The organism is uncultured Oscillibacter sp., from assembly GCF_950073225.1.
Lineage (GTDB): Bacteria > Bacillota > Clostridia > Oscillospirales > Oscillospiraceae > Oscillibacter.
Genome location: NZ_CATMPS010000001.1, coordinates 201,185 through 218,551, shown reverse-complemented (window position 1 = coordinate 218,551; position 17,367 = coordinate 201,185). Strand labels below are relative to the sequence as shown.

The window sequence follows — 17,367 nt, the reverse complement described above, 5'->3', positions numbered from 1 at the left end:
CGGAAGATGAACGTCGGCATTGTGGGCCTGGGGCTTATCGGCGGCTCCATGGCGAAAAGCGTCAAGGCCCGGACGGCCCACACCGTCTACGGCGCGGACCTGGACCAGGAGACCATGGCCCTGGCCCGGATGAGCGGGGCCATCGACGGCCCCCTGACGGAGGAGAGCCTGCCCCGGTGTGATTTGCTTCTGGTGGCCATCTGCCCCGGCGCGGCGGTGAAGTGGGTGCGGGACCACGCGGGCCAAATCGCCAAGACCGCCATTGTGGTGGACCTGTGCGGCGTGAAGCGGGTGGTGGTGGAGGCCCTGGCCCCCCTGGCGGAGGCCCACGGCTTTGCCTACATCGGCGGGCACCCCATGGCGGGACGGGAGCGGGGCGGCTTCACCGCCTCTTCCGAGGATTTGTATGTGGGAGCCTCCATGATTCTCACCCCGGACAAGCGGACGGACATGCAGCTTCTGGAGACGCTGAAGGCCTTCTTCCTGGATATCGGCTTTGCCGGGCTCACCTTCTCGGACCCGGAGGAGCACGACCGCATCATCGCCTTCACCTCCCAGCTGGCCCACATCACCTCCAGCGCCTATGTAAAATCGCCGGAGGCCCAGCGCCGCCGGGGCTTTTCCGCCGGGAGCTTCCAGGACATGACCCGGGTGGCCCGGCTGGACGAGGACATGTGGACGGAGCTGTTTTTAGATGACGCGGACTATTTGGTGAAGGAGCTGGATATTCTGATTGAGAACCTCACCGCCTATTCCAAGGCCCTGAAATCCGGCGACGCGGAGCGGGTCCGGGCCCTTCTCCGGGAGGGCCGGGAGAAGAAGGCCGCCGCCGGAGGAAATTAAAGGAGGACCGCCCATGCCGGACTATAAAGAGATACGGGTGAACACCGTTCCCGCCTATACGGTCACCATCGGCCCGGGCCTTTTGAAGGACTGCGGCCCGCGGCTGCGGGAGGTGATCCCCCCCTGCCATATGGCGGTGGTCACCGATTCCACCGTGGGACCGCTGTACCTGGAGACGGTGACGGAGAGCCTGAAAGCGGCGGGCTATGCCGCCGGCACCTTTGAATTTCCCGCCGGGGAGGAGAGCAAGAACGTCTCCACCCTGTCGGACATTTTGGAGTTTTTGGCAAAGGAGCGCTTGACCCGCTCCGACTGCCTTATCGCCCTGGGCGGCGGCGTGGCGGGGGACATGGCGGGCTTTGCCGCCGCCGTGTACCTCCGGGGTATCCGCTATGTGCAGATGCCGACGACCCTGCTCTCCGCCGTGGACTCTTCCGTGGGGGGCAAGACCGCCATTGACCTCCGGGCCGGGAAAAACCTGGCCGGGGCCTTCCTCCAGCCCGCCGCCGTCCTCTGCGGCACGGACTGTTTGAACAGCCTGCCCCCCGCCGTCTTTGCCGGCGGGGCGGCGGAGGCGGTGAAAACCGGGGTCCTCTGCGACGAGGGCCTGTTCGCCCTCTTTGAGGACGGCACGCTGAAAGCGGACCCGGCGGAGGTGATCGCCCGGTGCGTGGAGTACAAGGCCGGGGTGGTGGAGCGGGACGAGAAGGAGCAGGGGGAGCGGAAGCTTTTAAACCTGGGCCACACCGTGGGCCACGCCATCGAGAAATGCAGCGGGTACTCCATCCCCCACGGCCACGCCGTGGCGGCGGGCCTGGCCGTCATGGCCCGGGCGGCGGAGAGGCTGAACTGGACCAATGGAGCAATTGCGAAGCGAATTTGCGCTTGCCTTGGAAAGCTGAGCCTGCCGGTTTCCACGGATTTTTCCCCCGAGGCCCTGGCGGAGGCGGCGCTTGCGGATAAGAAGCGCTCCGGCGGAAGCATCACCCTGGTGGTTCCAAAGCGCATCGGCCTGTGCGAATTGAAAACCGTGCCCGTGACGGAGCTTTTGCCCGTCATTCGGGCGGGATGGGAGGCGTAGATGGACGTTCAAATCACCCCCCGCCGCCTCTCCGGCGTGGTCACGCCGCCCCCCAGCAAGTCCCTGGCCCACCGCTGGATTCTCGCCGCCGCCCTGGCGGCGGGGACCAGCGTGGTTAAAAACGTGGCCTTCTCCGAGGATATTGAGGCCACCCTCCGCTGCATGGAGGCCCTGGGGGCCTCCTGGGAGGCCGCCGAGGACGGCCTCCGCGTCGCCGGAATCGGCGGCGAGCGCCGCCCCTTCGGGGACCTGCCCCAATTCGACTGCGGGGAATCCGGGTCCACCCTGCGCTTTTTGATTCCCATTGCCCTGACGGTGGACCAGGGGGGCGTGTTCACCGGCCGGGGACGGCTGATGGAGCGGCCCCAGCAGCCCTATTTCGACCTCTTTGACCGGCGGGGGATTTCCTACGCCCTGGAGGGCGGCGCCCTCACCGTCCGGGGAAGCCTGTCCCCCGGGGAATTCCGCCTCCGGGGGGACGTGTCCAGCCAGTTTTTTACAGGCCTTTTGATGGCCCTGCCCCTGCTGGAGGGGCCCAGCGTGGTCATCAGCACCACGAAGCTGGAATCCGCCTCCTACACCTCCATGACCATGGGCGTGCTGGCCCGGTGCGGCGTCCATGTCCGCTGGTCCCCGGCGCTGAACGGCTTTGGCGTCGAGCCGGGGGTCTACGGCCCCTTTGAGGAGACTGTGGAGGCGGACTGGTCCCAGGCGGCCTTTTGGTACGCCGCCATTTCCCTGGGGAGCAACCTGCGGCTCCGGGGCCTTAAGGGCCAGTCGGCCCAGGGGGACGCGGCGGTGGTGGGCCACTATCAAAAGCTGGCCCTTACGGGAGAGGTGAAGATCAACCTCTCCGACTGCCCGGACCTTCTGCCGCCCCTGGCGGTCATGGCCGCCGTCCGCCGGGGGACCACCCGTTTCACCCACGCCGCCCGCCTCCGGCTGAAGGAGAGCGACCGCCTGGCCACCGTAGCCCGGATGCTGAAAGCCCTGGGGGGCGCGGTCAGCGAGGAGGAGGACGGACTGACGGTTTACGGCGTCTCCACCCTCCCCGGCGGCGTGGTGGACGGGGCCAACGACCACCGGATTGTCATGGCCGCCGCCATCGCCGCCACCCGGTGCCAGGGCCCCGTGGTCATCCGGGGGGCGGAGGCGGTGAAAAAGTCCTACCCCAATTTCTGGCGGGATTACGAGAACCTGGGAGGTGCGGTCCATGTCCTCTGAGTTTGGAAACATTCTCCGCGTCAGCGTCTTCGGCCAGTCCCACGGGAAGGCCGTCGGCGTGGTGGTGGACGGCCTCCCCGCCGGGGAGGCGATTGACCTGGAGGAGCTCCAGCGCTTCCTGGACCGCCGGAGGCCGGGAACGGGCCCCCTCTCCACCGCCCGGAAGGAGAACGACGTGCCGGAATTCCTCTCCGGCCTGGAGGGGGGAAAGACCTGCGGCGCGCCGCTGTGCGCCGTGATAAAAAACGCGGACCAGCATTCGAAGGACTACGGGGAGCTTGCCGATAAGCCCCGGCCGGGCCACGCGGATTTCACCGCCTGGGCCAAGTGGGGCGGCCGCGCCGACATGCGGGGCGGGGGCCACTTCTCCGGGCGGCTGACGGCGCCCCTGTGCGTTGCCGGAGGGATTGCCAAGCAGATCCTGGCCCGCCGGGGAATCTTCGTGGGGGCCCACCTGGCCTCCGTGGCGGGGATTTGCGACCGGCCCTTCCCCCTGTACCCCACGGCGGCGCTCTTTTCAGAAATCGCGGCAAAGCCCTTCCCCGTCCTGGACGAGGCGGCGGGGGAGCGGATGCGCGCCGCCATTTTGGAGGCGAAGAACGATTTGGACAGCGTGGGGGGCGTCATCGAGTGCGCCGCCGCCGGCCTGCCCGCCGGGCTGGGAGAGCCCATGTTCGGCGGGGTGGAAAACCGCCTGGCCGCGGCCCTTTTCGGCATTCCCGCCGTGAAGGGCGTGGAGTTTGGCGAGGGCTTCCGGGCGGCGGAGCTCCGGGGCTCGGAGAATAACGACCCCTTTACCGTGGAGGACGGCGAAATCCGGGCGGAGACCAACCGCGCCGGGGGCATTTTGGGCGGCATCACCACGGGGATGCCCCTGGTGCTCCGGGCGGCGGTGAAGCCCACGCCGTCCATTGGGAGGCCCCAGAAAACCGTCCGCCTTTCCGCCATGGAGGCGGCGGAGCTGACCGTTCACGGGCGGCACGACCCCTGCGTTGCCCACCGGGCGGTCCCGGTGGCGGAGGCGGTGACCGCCGCCGTACTTTTGGATATGCTGTTGGAGGGAAATCATGGAACTTTCTGATATCCGCGCCAAGATTGACGCCGTAGACGAGCAACTGCTGAGGCTCTTTTTGGAGCGCATGGACCTGGCGGAGGAAGTCGCCGCCTATAAAAACGAGCACCGCCTCCCCATTTTGAACAAGGAGCGGGAGCGGGCGGTGCTGGCCAGGGTGACGGAGAGCGCCGGAAGCCGGGAGCGCTACGCCTACCACCTCTTCTCCACCCTGTTTGAGCTGGCCCGGTCCCGCCAGGCGGAGCTTATCGACGCGCCCACCAAGGTGGGGGCCCAGGTCCGGGCGTGCCTGGAAAACCGGGACCAGCTCTTCCCCCAGACGGGATTGGTTGCCTGTCAGGGCATTGAGGGGGGCAATTCCCAGGCGGCCTGTGACAAGATGTTCCCCCGGGGCGGCATCATGTACGTCAAGACCTTCGACGCGGTGGTCTCCGCCGTGGAGGCGGGCTTTTGCAGGTTCGGCGTGCTGCCCATTGAAAACAGCTCCAACGGCTCCGTCCGGGCGGTGTATGAGCTTTTGCAGGAGCACAGCCTCACCATCGTCCGCTCCACCCGGCTTTGCATCCGCCACGAGCTTTTGGCCCTCCCGGGGGTGAAGATGGAGGAGATTACGGAAATCTACTCCCATCCCCAGGCCATCGGCCAGTGCAGCCGCTTCTTAGACGGCCTCAAGGGGGTCAAGGTCATCCCTTGCGACAACACCGCCGTGGCGGCGAAGCTGGTGGCGGAGTCGGGAAATAAGCACGCCGCCGCCATCTCCTCCCACCCCTGCGCGGCGCTGTACGGCCTGGAGTGCGTCAACGGCCAAATCCAAAACAGCGACAACAACTACACCCGCTTCATCTGCGTGGCCAAGGACCCGGCCATCTACGCCGGAGCCAGCCGGGTCAGCCTCATCATCGCCTTTGAGAACAAGCCCGGCGCGCTGTACGAAATGCTCTCCAAGCTGGCGGCCCTGGACATCAACATGACCAAGCTGGAGTCCTGCCCCGTCAGCGGCAGCGACTTCGAGTTCATCTTCTTCATCGAGCTGGAGGCGGACCTCCGGGACCCCAGCGTCCGGGCCTGCCTGGAGGAGATGGAGCGCAGCTGCGCCCGGTTCCACTTCCTGGGGAACTACGCGGAAGTATGAGCGAAAAGTGTTACGGCCTTCTGGGCCGCCGCCTGGGCCACAGCTGGTCCGTTCCCATCCACAAGGCCCTGGGCCGCGAGGGCTACCGCCTCTTTGAGCTGGAGCCCGAGCAGCTGGGGGATTTTCTCCGCCGGGAGGACGTCGGCGGGCTGAACGTCACGATTCCCTACAAGCGGGACGTGATGAGATTCTGCGACGCGATCGACCCGGCGGCGGAGGCCATTGGAAGCGTAAACACCCTGGTCCGCCGGGAAGGGAAGCTGGCGGGCTATAACACGGACATCGACGGCTTTTTGTACATGCTCCGCCGGGCGGACATATCCCTGGCGGGGAAAAAGGTGGTCATTTTAGGCAGCGGCGGGGCCTCCCTCACCGCCCAGGCGGCGGCGAAGAGGGAGGGAGCCCGGGAGATCGCGGTGGTCTCCCGCTCCGGGCCGGACAATTATGAAACCCTGCCGGACCGCCACGGCGGCGCGGAGGTCCTCATCAACACCACCCCCGTGGGCATGTGGCCCCATATGGACGGGGCCCCTGTGGACCTGCGCCGCCTTCCGGGCCTGACGGACGTGGCGGACGTGATTTACAACCCCGGACGGACGGACCTTCTTTTACAGGCGGAGGCGCTGGGCCTGCGCCATGCCGGGGGGCTTTCCATGCTGGTCCATCAGGCCAAGCGGGCGGAGGAGCTGTTTTTTGATAAGCCCATCCCCGACGGGGAGACGGAGGCCATCACCGCCCGGCTTTGGCGGGAGATGACGAACCTCGTGCTGGTGGGGATGCCCGGCAGCGGCAAGACCACCGTGGGCAAGCTCCTGGCGGAGCGGTCCGGGAAGCCCTTCGTGGACCTGGACGGGGAAATCGCCCGCCGGGCGGGCATGTCCATCCCGGAGATGTTCGCCTCCCAGGGAGAGGGCCCTTTCCGGCAGCTGGAGCATGAGGTTTTAACGGAGGTCTGCGCCAAGAGCGGGCAGATCATCGCAACCGGCGGCGGAGCCGTCCTCCGGGAGGAGAACCGGGCCGCCATGCGCCGCACGGGCCGGGTGTACCGCCTCCGGCGGAGGCTGGAGGACCTGCCCACTGAGGGCCGCCCCCTCTCCCAGGCCGGGAGGCTGGAGGAGATGGAGCGCCTCCGGGACCCGCTGTACGCGGCGGCGGCGGACCGGGAGATTTGGAACGTCAACAGCCCGGCGGAAGCCGCCGGAGAAATTTGGAGGGATTTTTATGAGTGAGAAAAAGAAGCGCATCCTGGTGATCAACGGCCCCAACATGAATTTGCTGGGCATCCGCCAGCCGGAAATCTACGGCAACACGGACTACGTGGATCTGGAGAATATGATCACCGCCGAGGCGGAAACGCTGGGGGTGACGGTCTCCTTCTTCCAGTCCAACCACGAGGGGGATTTGGTAGACGCCATCCAGCAGGCCTACTTCGACAAGGTGGACGGCATCCTGATTAACCCCGGAGCCTACACCCACACCAGCATCGCCCTGCTGGACGCGGTGAAGTCCGTGGGCATCCCCACGGTGGAGGTCCATATTTCAGACCCCGACGCCCGGGAGGAATTCCGCCACGTCTCCTACATCCGGGATGCCTGCATCGGCAGCATCCGGGGCCGGGGCGTCCAGGGCTATCTGGCGGGCCTGAAGCTCCTGGCGGAATAAGCGCGAGCATGGAAAAGAGGCTCAGCCGCAAAGCGGCTGAGCCTCTTTCTATGGACCGTGGGACGGTTACGCCTTGCAGCCGCAGGGGGAGCAGGGGCCGCAGGACCCGCCGTCGGCGCAGGAGATGGTGGGGTCGCAGGTGTTCATGCTCACGTCGTAGCGCACGGGGATGGTGACGCAGACCCGCTGGGTGACGGTGATGGTGCTGGAGGTTCCGCAGGGGTCGGTCGTGCAGTTTACCACCGGCACGCCCTGGCAGGCAACCGTAACGGTGCCCAGGGAGGCGGTGGGGACCAGGGTCACCGGCGCGGTGACGTCCACGCATTGGGTCACGATTTTATTGCAGCCGCTGTCCTCTCCCGGGCAGGGGAGAATGGCCGCGTGCTCATAGGCCTCGTTGATACGCAAAGGGAATCCCTCGTTTCCTGGAAATTGGTCCCGGCTTTCCGGGGACCTAGCCCATTCTATGCGGCGGGGCCGTCCGCCGTCCCGGCGCTTTTGGTAAAAATCCCGCTTCCGTTCCGGGACGGGCCGTGTTATACTGGTTGCATATAACGAACAGAAAGAGAAAGGCGGGGCCCGATATGGACGACCACTTGGACGAAAAGCAGGAACAAAAATTCCGCCAGATGACCGAGACTCCCGTCAGCCGCCTGATCTGCCGGCTGGCCCTTCCCTGCATCGTCAGCATGCTGGTTACCTCCTTCTACAACATGGCGGACACCTTCTTCGTGGGCATGCTGAAAAGCAACAGCGCCACCGGGGCGGTGGGGGTGGTCTTCTCCCTCATGGCCATCATCCAGGCGGTGGGCTTTTTCTTTGGCCACGGCAGCGGCAACTTCATCTCCCGGGAGCTGGGGAAGCAGAACTTTGAGGAGGCCAGCAATATGGCCGCCACCGGCTTTTTCTCCGCCCTGGCGGCGGGGACGGCGATCTGCGTTCTGGGCCAGCTCTTTTTGGAGCCTCTGGCCATGCTCCTGGGCTCCACCGCCACCATCCTGCCCTATACGAAGGCCTACCTCCGGGTCATCCTCTTCGGGGCCCCCTGGATGACCTCCTCCCTGGTGCTGAACAACCAGCTGCGCTACCAAGGGTCGGCGGCCTATGCCATGGTGGGCATCGCCAGCGGCGCGGTGCTGAACATCGGCCTGGACCCCCTGCTGATTTTCAACTTCGGTTTGGGCGTGGCCGGGGCGGCCTGGGCCACCATCATCAGCCAGTTTGTCAGCTTCTGCCTCCTTCTGGCGGGCTGCTCCAAGGGGGGCAACCTCCACATCCACATCTCCCGGGTTCAGCTGAAGCTCCCCTATTATGTCCAGATTGTCCGGGGGGGCCTCCCCTCTTTGGCGAGGCAGGGCCTTGCCAGCGTGGCCGCCATCTGCCTGAACCGGGCCGCCGGGCCCTACGGCGACGCGGCCATCGCCGCCATGGGGGTGGTCCAGCGGATCATGATGTTCGGCGGGTCCGCCATGATTGGCTTTGGCCAGGGCTTCCAGCCCGTCTGCGGCTTCAACTACGGCGCGAAGCTCTACCACCGGGTCAGGCAGGGCTTCTGGTTCTGCGTAAAGGCCTCCTTCGGCTTTCTTTTGGCGGTCAGCGCCCTGGGCTTTGCCTTCGCGCCCCGGCTCGTCGCCCTGTTCCGGGACGACCGGTCGGTCATTGAAATCGGCGCCACGGCCCTGCGCTTCCAGTGCGCCACCTTATGCCTTTCCAGTTGGATTGTCATGAGCAACATGATGCTCCAAACCATCGGCAAGACCGCCGGGGCCACCTTCATCGCCATGTCCCGCCAGGGCATTTTCTTCATCCCCCTGGTGTATGTTCTGTCCCGCTCCCTGGGCTTGCTGGGGGTGGAGATGACCCAATCGGCGGCGGACATGCTGACCCTCCTGTGCACCGTGCCCATCCAGCTCCGGGCCCTGCGGGAGATGGACGCGCTGGAGAGCGCCCAATCACCCCCATAAAAAGCACAAAGGGGGCGGCGTCCAGCCAGACGCCGCCCCCACAAGCCCTAGGCCTTGCTTGAAACATGGCAAAACGCTGTCTTTGGGCATCTTTTTCCGCCAGGACTGCGTTGATTTGACTTGAAATCCGTCAGGATTCCCGCGTCAAATCGCCTTGCCTGGCAAAAAAATCTGCCCCAATCCGGCATTCCGCCATTTTTCAAACAAGGCCTAAAGAGTGAAAATTAAAAAATGAGGCACACTAGCCTTGCCGCCCCGTTCCTCTGGGACGGGGCAAATTTTTTCAGAATAGGAGAAACGCGATGAACGCGACGGTAAATGAAAGCTGCATTGGCTGCGGCCTGTGCGCCGGGAACTGCCCGGAGGTATTTTCCATGGGAGACGACGGCTTCGCCCACGGCGGAGAGGTCCCTGACGGAATGCTGGACGCGGCCCAGAGCGCCCGGGACGAGTGCCCGGTGAGCGCCATCAGCATCGGCTGAGGCCCGCGCATACGCGTATAAAAGAGGGGGAGCTGCCCACTTTGGGCAGCTCCCCTTTTACGCTTATTCGTCCAGCTTCAGCACCGCCAGGAACGCCTCCGTGGGAATCTGCACGGAGCCCAGGGAGCGCATCTTCTTCTTGCCCTCCTTCTGCTTTTCCAGCAGCTTTTTCTTCCGGGTGATGTCACCGCCGTAGCACTTGGCCAGCACGTCCTTCCGCATGGCCTTGACCGTCTCCCGGGCAATCACCCGCCCGCCGATGGCCGCCTGCACCGGCACCTCGAAGAGCTGGCGGGGGATGTTCTCCTTCAGCTTCTCGCAGAGCTTCCGGGCCCGGGGATAGGCCTTGTCCTTGTGGGCGATGAAGCTCAGCGCGTCCACCTGGTCCCCGTTCAGCAGCAAATCCACCTTCACCAGCTCGCTGGGCCGGTAGCCGGAAAGCTCATAGTCCAGGGAGGCGTAGCCCTTCGTGTTCGCTTTCAGCGTGTCGAAGAAATCGTAAATAATCTCGTTCAGCGGCATCTGGTAATGGAGCTCCACCAGGTGGGTGTCCAGGTACTGCATGTCCTTGAACTCCCCCCGGCGCTCCTGGCACATGGGCATGATGTTGCCCACGTAGTCGTTGGGGCTGATGATGGACACCTTGACATAGGGCTCCTCCGCCCGCTCGATGGAAGCCGGGTCCGGGTAATTATGGGGATTGTCCACCCGGACCAAACTACCATCCGTTTTATAAACATCATAGATTACGGAGGGTAATGTGGTCACCAGGTCCAAATCAAATTCCCGCTCCAGCCGCTCCTGGATGACCTCCATATGGAGCATACCCAAAAAGCCGCAGCGGAAGCCGAAGCCCAGGGCCACGGAGGACTCGGGCTCAAAGCTCAGCGACGCGTCGTTGAGCCGCAGCTTTTCCAGCGCGTCCCGCAGGTCCGGGTACTTGGACCCGTCCTCGGTATAAATGCCGCAGTAGACCATGGGCTGCACGGGCCGGTAGCCCGGGAGGGCCTCCGCCGCCGGGTTTGCCCCGTCCGTCACCGTGTCGCCCACCCGGGTGTCCTGGACGTTTTTGATGGAGGCGGTGAAATAGCCCACCTCCCCCGCCCGGAGGCAGTCACAGGGCTCCATGCCCAGGGGCAGCAGATGCCCGCACTCCACCACCTGGTAAGACGCGCCGGAGGCCATCATCTTCACCGTCTGCCCGGCCCGGAGAGAGCCCTCCATCAGGCGCATGTAGACGATGACCCCCCGGTAGCTGTCGTACTGGCTGTCGAAAATCAGGGCTTTTAGGGGGGCCTTCTCGTCCCCGGAGGGGGGCGGGACGTTTTTCACAATGTCCTCCAGCACCGCGTCGATGTTGACCCCCATCTTGGCGGAAATCTCCGGCGCGTCCAGGGCCGGGAGGCCGATGATGTCCTCCACCTCCTGCTTGGCCTGGGCGGGGTTGGCGGCAGGGAGGTCGATTTTGTTGAACACCGGGAGAATCTCCAGATCGTGCTCCATGGCGAGGTAGGTATTGGCCAGGGTCTGGGCCTCCACGCCCTGGGTGGAGTCCACCACCAGCACCGCCCCCTCGCAGGCGGCCAGGGACCGGGACACCTCGTAGTTGAAGTCCACATGGCCAGGGGTGTCGATGAGGTTCAGGGCGTAGTCCTCCCCGTCGGCGGCGGTGTAGTTCAGCCGCACGGCCCGGGCCTTGATGGTGATGCCCCGCTCCCGCTCTAAGTCCATGTTGTCCAGGAGCTGGCTCTCCATCTCCCGCTGGCTGACGGCGTTGCACTTCTCCAGAAGGCGGTCCGCCAGGGTGGACTTGCCGTGGTCAATATGGGCGATGATGGAAAAGTTGCGGATGTGGTCTTGGTTTATCATAGAAAAAAGCCTCCTTGGGGAAGTCTTGATGGTGTCATACTTGCGGAAGATGGGGATACACCGCCGCCCACACGCCGGTGTCCGGGTCCCGCTCCAGGACTAGAACGTCGGGACTTGTCCCCCGGTCGAAGTATATCCGTTCGGCGGAATCATCCGGTTGAATGTCAAACCTGTATTCTGACCCAATGCTGCTGTTCAGCCCGCCAAAGCAGCTGTAAAAGGAGCAGTGGATCTCATCGCCGAACTGCTTGGCCTCCATGGCCCGGATGAAGCCCATGGAACCCTCGGGAAACGTCTGTACCGTGACGATGGACCCGTCGTCAGAGACGGAAAACTTTTGCAGATCGATGTCCGTCCTCTTATGAAAGCCCGGCATGACAAACAGTGCTCCGGCGGCCGCGCCGATGAGAAAAGCCAGGACAATGGGCAGGATTTTTTTCATGGGGCCCTCCTTTTTCAGCTCTTGCACCAGTCCGGCGGCTGGTCATGGTCCTCGTACCACCGCTCCCAGAACTCGCCGTCCCACAGCGCGTCGTAGTCGTAGTGTATCACAAACTCCCGCCAGTCCGCCAGGGTCTTTTCCACGTCCTCCTCCCGGAGGAGGAATTTCTCAGCGCACACGTTCCCCAGCACCCACTTCCCGGCCTCGCCGGAGTGGTGGATGTAGTCGCAGTAGTTGTTCAGCTCCGTCACCATGTCCTTGGCAAAAAGCGGCGCGTGGACCCGGACGTTGGGCCAGCGGTTCAGGGTGTGGCACGCCGTCCGCAGGGCCGTAAGCCGGGCGTCCAGGTCCCCCCGGCGGAGGCAGCGGTCCCAGGAGAGGATGCTGTAGGGGGAGAGGAAAATCTCGAACTTCGTCTCCGGGTGGTCCTGGAACCAGTCCTCCATCACCGCCAGATTCTCCAGGGTAAACTGCAGATAGGCGTTTTCCGGCGTCCGCTCCTCCGAAACCGGGGGACGGTCATAGGTCCGCAGGGCCTCGTACCTCCCCCACCGGGAGGTTTTGTCCCAGGTGAAGCCCTCGTCCAGGGTCTGCCCGCCGCCCTGGCGGGCGGTTATAAGGGCGTAGAGGCTGTAGTAGAGGGAGTCCTTGTTCAGAAGATACTTCACGTCGTCCAGGGGATTCCGGTTGTAGAGATACTCCGGCATGGCGTCCGTCACGCCGCCGCCGTCCCGGATCAGGGCGTTTAAATCCAGGGCAAACAGCACCCGCTCCGGCGGGTTCTCCCGGAAGAGCAGGTCCACCACCCGGTCGAACTCGGAAAAGTACCCGTCGGGAATGGTGATTCGCAGCCCTGTGCCGCCGTAAAATTCCTCAATCCAGGCGGCGCGGTAGTTAGCCGCCATGGAGGTGCCCAAAAGCACCGTGTCCGCCGGGACGTTTTTCGCCATGCCCGCCGCCTGATACCGCTCGTTGAAAAAGGCAGGGAGGCGGTCCTCCGGCATCCGGTAGTAGAGGCAGGGGTCCACGGCGTACACAATCCCGCCGCACAGGGCCAGGACCGCCAGCAGGACCGCCAGGAAGCGGCGGGCCCAGCGCTCATAAGTCTTGTTCATGGCTCAGCCTCAGAAATTGGAATAGATGAAGGTGGTCACCCCGGTGAAGGACAGCACGGACCAGGCCGCAAGCAAAGCCAGGACCGCCGCCCGCCAGAAGGCGGGCTTAAAATGGTCCATCTGCCCCACGGCGTTCCGGGGCCACAGCGCCGCCAGCAGGGCGGCGGCAAAGAGCCCATAGGTCAGGACCGGGGCCGTCCAGCCCCGGAGGGCGGGAAACACCATGCCGAAGGCCTTGGCCTCCTTGGCGAACACGTCCGCCATCAGCCACTCCGCCGGGGGGCGGAAGTCGGCGGTGACGGCGGTTTTCAAAAGCGCCAGCGCCTGAGAGACGCCGGGGGCCCGGAAGAAGACCCAGGCGGCGTTGACAAAGGCGAAGGTCACGGCCCAGCGCAGGAGCTTTGGAAGCCTCTCCCGGCCCTTCCCCCAGGCCCGCTCCGCGATCTGGCCCAGGCCGTGGAGCCCGCCCCAGATGAGGAAGGTCCACCCCGCCCCGTGCCAAAGGCCGCTGGCGAGAAAGACAATCAGAATATTGAGATAGGCCCGCCCGGTCCCCCGTTTGCTTCCCCCCAGGGGGAAGTACAGGCATTCCCGGAGGAAGGAGGTCAGGGTGATGTGCCACCGCTTCCAGAATTCCCCCACGGAGAGGCTCCGGTAAGGGGAATCGAAGTTCACCGGGAGGCGGAGGCCAAAGAGGCGGGCGCACCCGGCGGCAATGTCGCAGTAGCCGGAGAAGTCGAAGTACAGTTGCAGGGTGTAGCCTAAAATCACCAGCCAGCCGCCGGGGGCGGAAAGCTCGTCCAGGCGCGCCCAGCCATTGCCCACCACAATGCCCAGGTTGTCCGCCAGCAGCACCTTTTTCGCCATGCCGGAGGCGATGGCGTACAGGGCGGCGGCGAAGTCCTGCCCGTCGGGGCGGAGGAACTTCTCCCCGTGAAGCTGGGGGAAGAACGCCTGGGGCTTTAAAATCGGCCCGGAGACCACAGAGGGGAAAAAGAAAGCGTAGAGGGGCAGATCCTCCCGCTCCGGGCGGAAGCCGCCGGTATAGGCCTCCTTCAAAAGCCAGAGCTGCTGGAAGGTGAAAAAGCTGAGGCCCAGGGGGGCCCAGCCGGGGGACAGGCGTCCCCCGGTGACAAAGCCGGTGTACTTAAAGACCGCCAGCACGCCGGTGTGCCAGGCCGCCGCCAAACAGAGGCAGCGGCGCCGCCGGGCGGCGGTCCGGGGATAGGCGCGGGCGGCGGGGCCGTCCCCTTCCGGCTGGACGCGGATATCCGGCGCGGTGAGGTACCCCACGGCGGCAGCCGACACCGCCATCCCCAAAACCAGCACCAGCAGCGCGGCCCAGCCGCCCCCAATGATATAGAAAATCAGACAGGCCAGGGTCAGGCACTTCGCCGCGATGCGCCGGTCCCACCGGGCCAATCCCAGGCAGACGGCGGTGGCGGCGGCGAGGAAGGCCAGGAAACCAAACGATTGAAAATTCATTTTTCCGGCTGTCTGGAAAGGGCGGTGAGCCGGGCGTCGGTGGTGCTGAGGACCTGGGTCAGGCTCTGGCAGCGCCCCGGATAGGCGGCGTTGATGGCCGGGGACGAGAGGTCCGGGAACTCCGCCTTTTTGGCCTGGAGCTCCCGCAGGGCGGCGGCGTACCGGGCCTCGGAGAGCTTCCGGTCCGCGTCGGCCAGCCCCAGGCCGCAGGTGCTGGGGTCCAGGGCGAAATAGCCCTCGTTGGCCCCGGAGGAGCGGTAGAGGTGCCGGTAGAGCTGGTAGACGGCGCTGCCAAGGTAGGCGGCGGCGGCGTTGATGAGCGTTTTGTCCCCCATCTTGCCCAGAAGCTCAAAAAGGACCCCCACCGCGCCGGAGAGGAGCTTGCTCTGAAGGGTGGCCAAAACGCTGCCCCGGAGGGTGCTTTTCGGCTCGGCGGCGTCCAGGATGTCCTGCTCCGTCAGCATGTTCCCCTCCCGGGAGAGGGTGCGGCCCAGGATGAAGTCGGCGGACACGCCGTAGTAGTCGCAGGCCCGGACGACAAAGCGGAGGCCCGGCTCCCGGATGCCGTTTTCATAATGGGACAGGAGGGCCTGGGAGATGCCCAGTTCCCCGGCGGCGGCCCGCTGGCTGACGCCCTTCTCCTGCCGCAGCAGGGACAAGGTGCGGGAAAACTCTGAACTCATAAGTCGGACGCTCCTTTGGTTTGTTCTCAATTACGCAACGTATAGTTTACCAAACGCGTTACGAGATGTAAAGATATTTTTGGCCGAAAAAATCCCCCGCCCCGGCGTTCCAGGGCGGGGAGAGGCTTACTCGTAAAGTTCCTCGTCGGCGTAGTCGTCGTATTCGGAGCTGAATCTCTGGCTCAGGCGCTTTTTCATGCCGCAGTATCCCACGCTGAGATCGTGCCAGCCGCCGATCAGCAGGCAGACAAAAGCGGCGAAGGCCAGGCTGGCGCCGATGATCTTCATGACCATGCTCGCGGTTTTGCTCATAGCAGCTTCCTCCTAATGATCCAAAATTGAATCTATTATACACCGTCCGCTCCCCTTTTACAAGGGGGGATTTTGCGCCGGAATTTCTATCCGCATTTTACCGCAGATCCGCCCCCGCAAAAGAAAATTTCGGGGCGGGCATTTCCTTTTACAGAAAAGTGGAAGAAAGGGCTTGACAAACCGATCAACTTCGTGTATCTTATATATGTTCTGTTTCGGACGATTAGCTCAGCTGGCTAGAGCACCTGCTTGACGTGCAGGGGGTCACAGGTTCGAGTCCTGTATCGTCCACCATGAAATTCCCTTAGAGCCGCAAGGCTCTGAGGGAATTTTTCTTTCCATTCACCGGAAATTCCGACCCGCTGGATTTCCTATAATTTAGGGCATTTTCGGGCTGTTTCCGGCATCCTTGTGCAAAACTGCTGCAAATTTTCAAAATGGGCCTAACCATTGCGCCGCGGTTGGTACAAAGGTTTTTGGGGTTCAGGCGCCGTTTTTGCCTCCACGGATGTGTTTTGCCGGGAAATTTTTTGTGGAAGCTGTGCCTTGAATCTCCGGCTTATTTTTATACGCTGGCCCGAAAGGCATTCCGGACCTTCTCGGCGGTTTTAGCCTCCCTGGAACGACGGTCGTAGTGGGTGTAGACCTTCAGCGTCATATCCATGGTGCTGTGTCCGGTGAGATACTGGATCTCCTTGACAGCCAGTCCCGCCTCGAACAACCGGGTGATATAGGTGTGACGCAAGATATGGGCCGCGTTGAAGATGCTCCGCAGATTCACCAGCACCTTGGGCTGGAGGGAATTGCTTTTGTCCGAAAGCACCGCCATGATGGACTGAATCTGCATGGGCGTGATGTCCCGGAGGCGGCAGCCGCCAATGTATGGGAGAATGTGCTGGTTCAGGACGTACTTATCCAATTCCACGTCGACGCCCGCTCTGACGTACCGTCCCCGCTTCAACTCCGTGTAAACGGTGCATTGGCTGATACCCAGCTCTGCGGCAATCTTGACCGTGGAGGCGTTCTCCCCCCACATCATTTCAATTTTCCTGCGGCCGTCCAGCGCCAAAGCCCTCACCTTAATCACCTCTTTCACCCGTTTCTGCCCTCGTTTGGGCAAAAAAATGCAGAAAAAGGTCAAATAACCTTTTCTGCATTTGATGTACTGCTTCAGCCCTTCATTTGTATACGTGAAATGCACTTTTTACACCAGCTGTTGAATCAAAGTAATAATGCCCGTTATGCCCACATAGATAAATACTAACTTTTTCACCAGTTCTGCGTCCAGCTTCTCACTTACGCTCAGGCCCAATTGCTGTCCCGCCAATATCGATGCAATCCCCAGTACAGTCATAGGTAAAAGATCCGCTGTATATGCGCCGCTGCTGATGCGTGCGGGAAGTCCTGCGGCATATGTAACCGCAAACAAAAACTGGATATTGGCAATGTATTCATCCTTCTCTTTTGCTGCCGACAGATAATACAACGCCATAGTTGGCCCGCCGATACTAAACAGCCCAGCGCACACACCTGAGACGATACTGCAAATCGTCATGGAGAGAGGGCCTCCCTTTAAAGCGGCTTCCGAGCTAAAAAAGAGAAAGTATCCTGACAATATAACTAAAAAGGCTCCAAATATTACACTTAATAACCACAGGTCTGCTTCAGCTGACAAACGAATTGACAAAACACTTGCCGCCGTATAGATCAGTATCGGAAACAGAACCAACCGCAGCCGGATAGCATGACGAAATCGCAGCGCCAAAGAAGCCGCCAGCCCCATGCAAATGGACGAAGACAGCGCCGGAGACACCACCATATCGAAAAAACAAGGCAGAACCACCATCAAAACAGTTGCTGCTCCAAATCCAGTCACCGTCTGTAAAAAGCCAGCCGCTACAGAGCTCAGTCCCACTGCCAGCCAAACCATTATGCTCTCCTCCTCTAAAAGAGCCGGGCAGCTTCTGCTGTCCGGCCCCTTCATTTTGAATTCCACGCAGA

The 17,367-nt window shown here is 63.2% G+C and carries 18 protein-coding genes and 1 tRNA gene; 10 read left to right on the top strand and 9 right to left on the bottom strand.

Going from position 1 to position 17,367, the window contains the following annotated elements:
• Positions 1–6 precede the first annotated feature (6 nt).
• The 7 genes from Q1M04_RS01050 to aroQ are packed head-to-tail and all read left to right on the top strand — an operon-like array spanning position 7 to position 7,014.
• Positions 7–843, top strand: coding sequence for a prephenate dehydrogenase (locus Q1M04_RS01050; RefSeq protein ID WP_297996476.1), 837 nt, complete (start codon positions 7–9; stop codon positions 841–843).
• A 13-nt stretch (positions 844–856) separates the two neighbouring features.
• Entirely contained in the window at positions 857–1,924 is a 1,068-nt protein-coding gene (aroB, locus tag Q1M04_RS01045) for a 3-dehydroquinate synthase (protein ID WP_297996478.1), read from the top strand.
• Positions 1,925–3,148, top strand: coding sequence for a 3-phosphoshikimate 1-carboxyvinyltransferase (locus tag Q1M04_RS01040; RefSeq protein WP_297996481.1), 1,224 nt, complete (start codon positions 1,925–1,927; stop codon positions 3,146–3,148).
• Positions 3,138–4,229, top strand: a complete 1,092-nt coding sequence (aroC, locus tag Q1M04_RS01035) for a chorismate synthase (protein ID WP_297996483.1) — start codon at positions 3,138–3,140, stop codon at positions 4,227–4,229. The genes Q1M04_RS01040 and aroC overlap by 11 nt, the downstream gene beginning before the upstream one ends.
• Complete coding sequence (locus Q1M04_RS01030) at positions 4,216–5,352, top strand: bifunctional chorismate mutase/prephenate dehydratase (protein WP_297996485.1); 1,137 nt, start codon at positions 4,216–4,218, stop codon at positions 5,350–5,352. The genes aroC and Q1M04_RS01030 overlap by 14 nt, the downstream gene beginning before the upstream one ends.
• Positions 5,349–6,581 (top strand): shikimate kinase, encoded by a 1,233-nt coding sequence (locus tag Q1M04_RS01025; protein WP_297996487.1) that lies wholly within the window; start codon positions 5,349–5,351, stop codon positions 6,579–6,581. Before Q1M04_RS01030 ends, Q1M04_RS01025 begins: the two co-directional genes overlap by 4 nt.
• Complete coding sequence (aroQ, locus tag Q1M04_RS01020) at positions 6,574–7,014, top strand: type II 3-dehydroquinate dehydratase (protein ID WP_293280429.1); 441 nt, start codon at positions 6,574–6,576, stop codon at positions 7,012–7,014. Before Q1M04_RS01025 ends, aroQ begins: the two co-directional genes overlap by 8 nt.
• Before the next feature lie 66 nt (positions 7,015–7,080).
• Here the strand turns inward: aroQ and Q1M04_RS01015 are convergent, their stop codons facing one another.
• Positions 7,081–7,422, bottom strand: coding sequence for a hypothetical protein (locus Q1M04_RS01015; protein WP_297996489.1), 342 nt, complete (start codon positions 7,420–7,422; stop codon positions 7,081–7,083).
• A gap of 176 nt (positions 7,423–7,598) precedes the next feature.
• Between Q1M04_RS01015 and Q1M04_RS01010 the strand changes: the two genes are divergently transcribed.
• Complete coding sequence (locus tag Q1M04_RS01010) at positions 7,599–8,978, top strand: MATE family efflux transporter (RefSeq protein ID WP_297996491.1); 1,380 nt, start codon at positions 7,599–7,601, stop codon at positions 8,976–8,978.
• A 302-nt stretch (positions 8,979–9,280) separates the two neighbouring features.
• The gene (locus Q1M04_RS01005; protein ID WP_204791480.1) at positions 9,281–9,460 is read left to right on the top strand and encodes a ferredoxin; all 180 of its coding nucleotides are present in this window, start codon (positions 9,281–9,283) and stop codon (positions 9,458–9,460) included.
• A gap of 63 nt (positions 9,461–9,523) precedes the next feature.
• Here Q1M04_RS01005 and lepA read toward each other — a convergent pair whose 3' ends face one another.
• From lepA to Q1M04_RS00975, 6 genes are all read right to left on the bottom strand, one after another.
• Positions 9,524–11,329, bottom strand: a complete 1,806-nt coding sequence (gene lepA / locus Q1M04_RS01000; RefSeq protein ID WP_295757227.1) for a translation elongation factor 4 — start codon at positions 11,327–11,329, stop codon at positions 9,524–9,526.
• Between the two features lie 34 nt (positions 11,330–11,363).
• Positions 11,364–11,771 (bottom strand): hypothetical protein, encoded by a 408-nt coding sequence (locus Q1M04_RS00995; RefSeq protein WP_297996494.1) that lies wholly within the window; start codon positions 11,769–11,771, stop codon positions 11,364–11,366.
• Positions 11,772–11,785: 14 nt separating this feature from the next.
• Positions 11,786–12,886 (bottom strand): hypothetical protein, encoded by a 1,101-nt coding sequence (locus Q1M04_RS00990; RefSeq protein WP_297996496.1) that lies wholly within the window; start codon positions 12,884–12,886, stop codon positions 11,786–11,788.
• Positions 12,887–12,895: 9 nt separating this feature from the next.
• Positions 12,896–14,371 carry an MBOAT family protein gene (locus Q1M04_RS00985; protein ID WP_297996498.1) on the bottom strand — a complete coding sequence of 492 codons (1,476 nt, stop codon included), beginning with the start codon at positions 14,369–14,371 and terminating at the stop codon, positions 12,896–12,898.
• Positions 14,368–15,054, bottom strand: coding sequence for a helix-turn-helix domain-containing protein (locus tag Q1M04_RS00980; RefSeq protein ID WP_293280167.1), 687 nt, complete (start codon positions 15,052–15,054; stop codon positions 14,368–14,370). Before Q1M04_RS00980 ends, Q1M04_RS00985 begins: the two co-directional genes overlap by 4 nt.
• A 126-nt stretch (positions 15,055–15,180) precedes the next feature.
• On the bottom strand, positions 15,181–15,366 hold the full coding sequence (locus Q1M04_RS00975) for a hypothetical protein (RefSeq protein WP_293280168.1): 186 nt from the start codon (positions 15,364–15,366) through the stop codon (positions 15,181–15,183).
• 217 nt (positions 15,367–15,583) lie between these two features.
• Here Q1M04_RS00975 and Q1M04_RS00970 point away from each other — a divergent pair.
• A tRNA-Val gene (locus Q1M04_RS00970) sits at positions 15,584–15,660 on the top strand.
• A gap of 271 nt (positions 15,661–15,931) precedes the next feature.
• Here the strand turns inward: Q1M04_RS00970 and Q1M04_RS00965 are convergent.
• The gene (locus Q1M04_RS00965; RefSeq protein WP_300346183.1) at positions 15,932–16,462 is read right to left on the bottom strand and encodes a tyrosine-type recombinase/integrase; all 531 of its coding nucleotides are present in this window, start codon (positions 16,460–16,462) and stop codon (positions 15,932–15,934) included.
• 108 nt (positions 16,463–16,570) lie between these two features.
• On the bottom strand, positions 16,571–17,296 hold the full coding sequence (locus tag Q1M04_RS00960) for a sulfite exporter TauE/SafE family protein (RefSeq protein ID WP_297996503.1): 726 nt from the start codon (positions 17,294–17,296) through the stop codon (positions 16,571–16,573).
• Between the last annotated feature and the right edge of the window lie 71 nt (positions 17,297–17,367).

Coding starts and splice junctions, on each gene's coding strand:
- lepA (WP_295757227.1), bottom strand. CDS start 11,329: ATGATAAACCAAGACCACATCCGCAACTTTTCCATCATCGCCCATATT.
- aroQ (WP_293280429.1), top strand. CDS start 6,574: ATGAGTGAGAAAAAGAAGCGCATCCTGGTGATCAACGGCCCCAACATG.
- Q1M04_RS01005 (WP_204791480.1), top strand. CDS start 9,281: ATGAACGCGACGGTAAATGAAAGCTGCATTGGCTGCGGCCTGTGCGCC.
- Q1M04_RS01030 (WP_297996485.1), top strand. CDS start 4,216: ATGGAACTTTCTGATATCCGCGCCAAGATTGACGCCGTAGACGAGCAA.
- Q1M04_RS00995 (WP_297996494.1), bottom strand. CDS start 11,771: ATGAAAAAAATCCTGCCCATTGTCCTGGCTTTTCTCATCGGCGCGGCC.
- Q1M04_RS00990 (WP_297996496.1), bottom strand. CDS start 12,886: ATGAACAAGACTTATGAGCGCTGGGCCCGCCGCTTCCTGGCGGTCCTG.
- aroB (WP_297996478.1), top strand. CDS start 857: ATGCCGGACTATAAAGAGATACGGGTGAACACCGTTCCCGCCTATACG.
- Q1M04_RS01040 (WP_297996481.1), top strand. CDS start 1,925: ATGGACGTTCAAATCACCCCCCGCCGCCTCTCCGGCGTGGTCACGCCG.
- Q1M04_RS01050 (WP_297996476.1), top strand. CDS start 7: ATGAACGTCGGCATTGTGGGCCTGGGGCTTATCGGCGGCTCCATGGCG.
- Q1M04_RS00975 (WP_293280168.1), bottom strand. CDS start 15,366: ATGAGCAAAACCGCGAGCATGGTCATGAAGATCATCGGCGCCAGCCTG.
- Q1M04_RS00980 (WP_293280167.1), bottom strand. CDS start 15,054: ATGAGTTCAGAGTTTTCCCGCACCTTGTCCCTGCTGCGGCAGGAGAAG.
- aroC (WP_297996483.1), top strand. CDS start 3,138: ATGTCCTCTGAGTTTGGAAACATTCTCCGCGTCAGCGTCTTCGGCCAG.
- Q1M04_RS00985 (WP_297996498.1), bottom strand. CDS start 14,371: ATGAATTTTCAATCGTTTGGTTTCCTGGCCTTCCTCGCCGCCGCCACC.
- Q1M04_RS01025 (WP_297996487.1), top strand. CDS start 5,349: ATGAGCGAAAAGTGTTACGGCCTTCTGGGCCGCCGCCTGGGCCACAGC.
- Q1M04_RS01010 (WP_297996491.1), top strand. CDS start 7,599: ATGGACGACCACTTGGACGAAAAGCAGGAACAAAAATTCCGCCAGATG.
- Q1M04_RS00960 (WP_297996503.1), bottom strand. CDS start 17,296: ATGGTTTGGCTGGCAGTGGGACTGAGCTCTGTAGCGGCTGGCTTTTTA.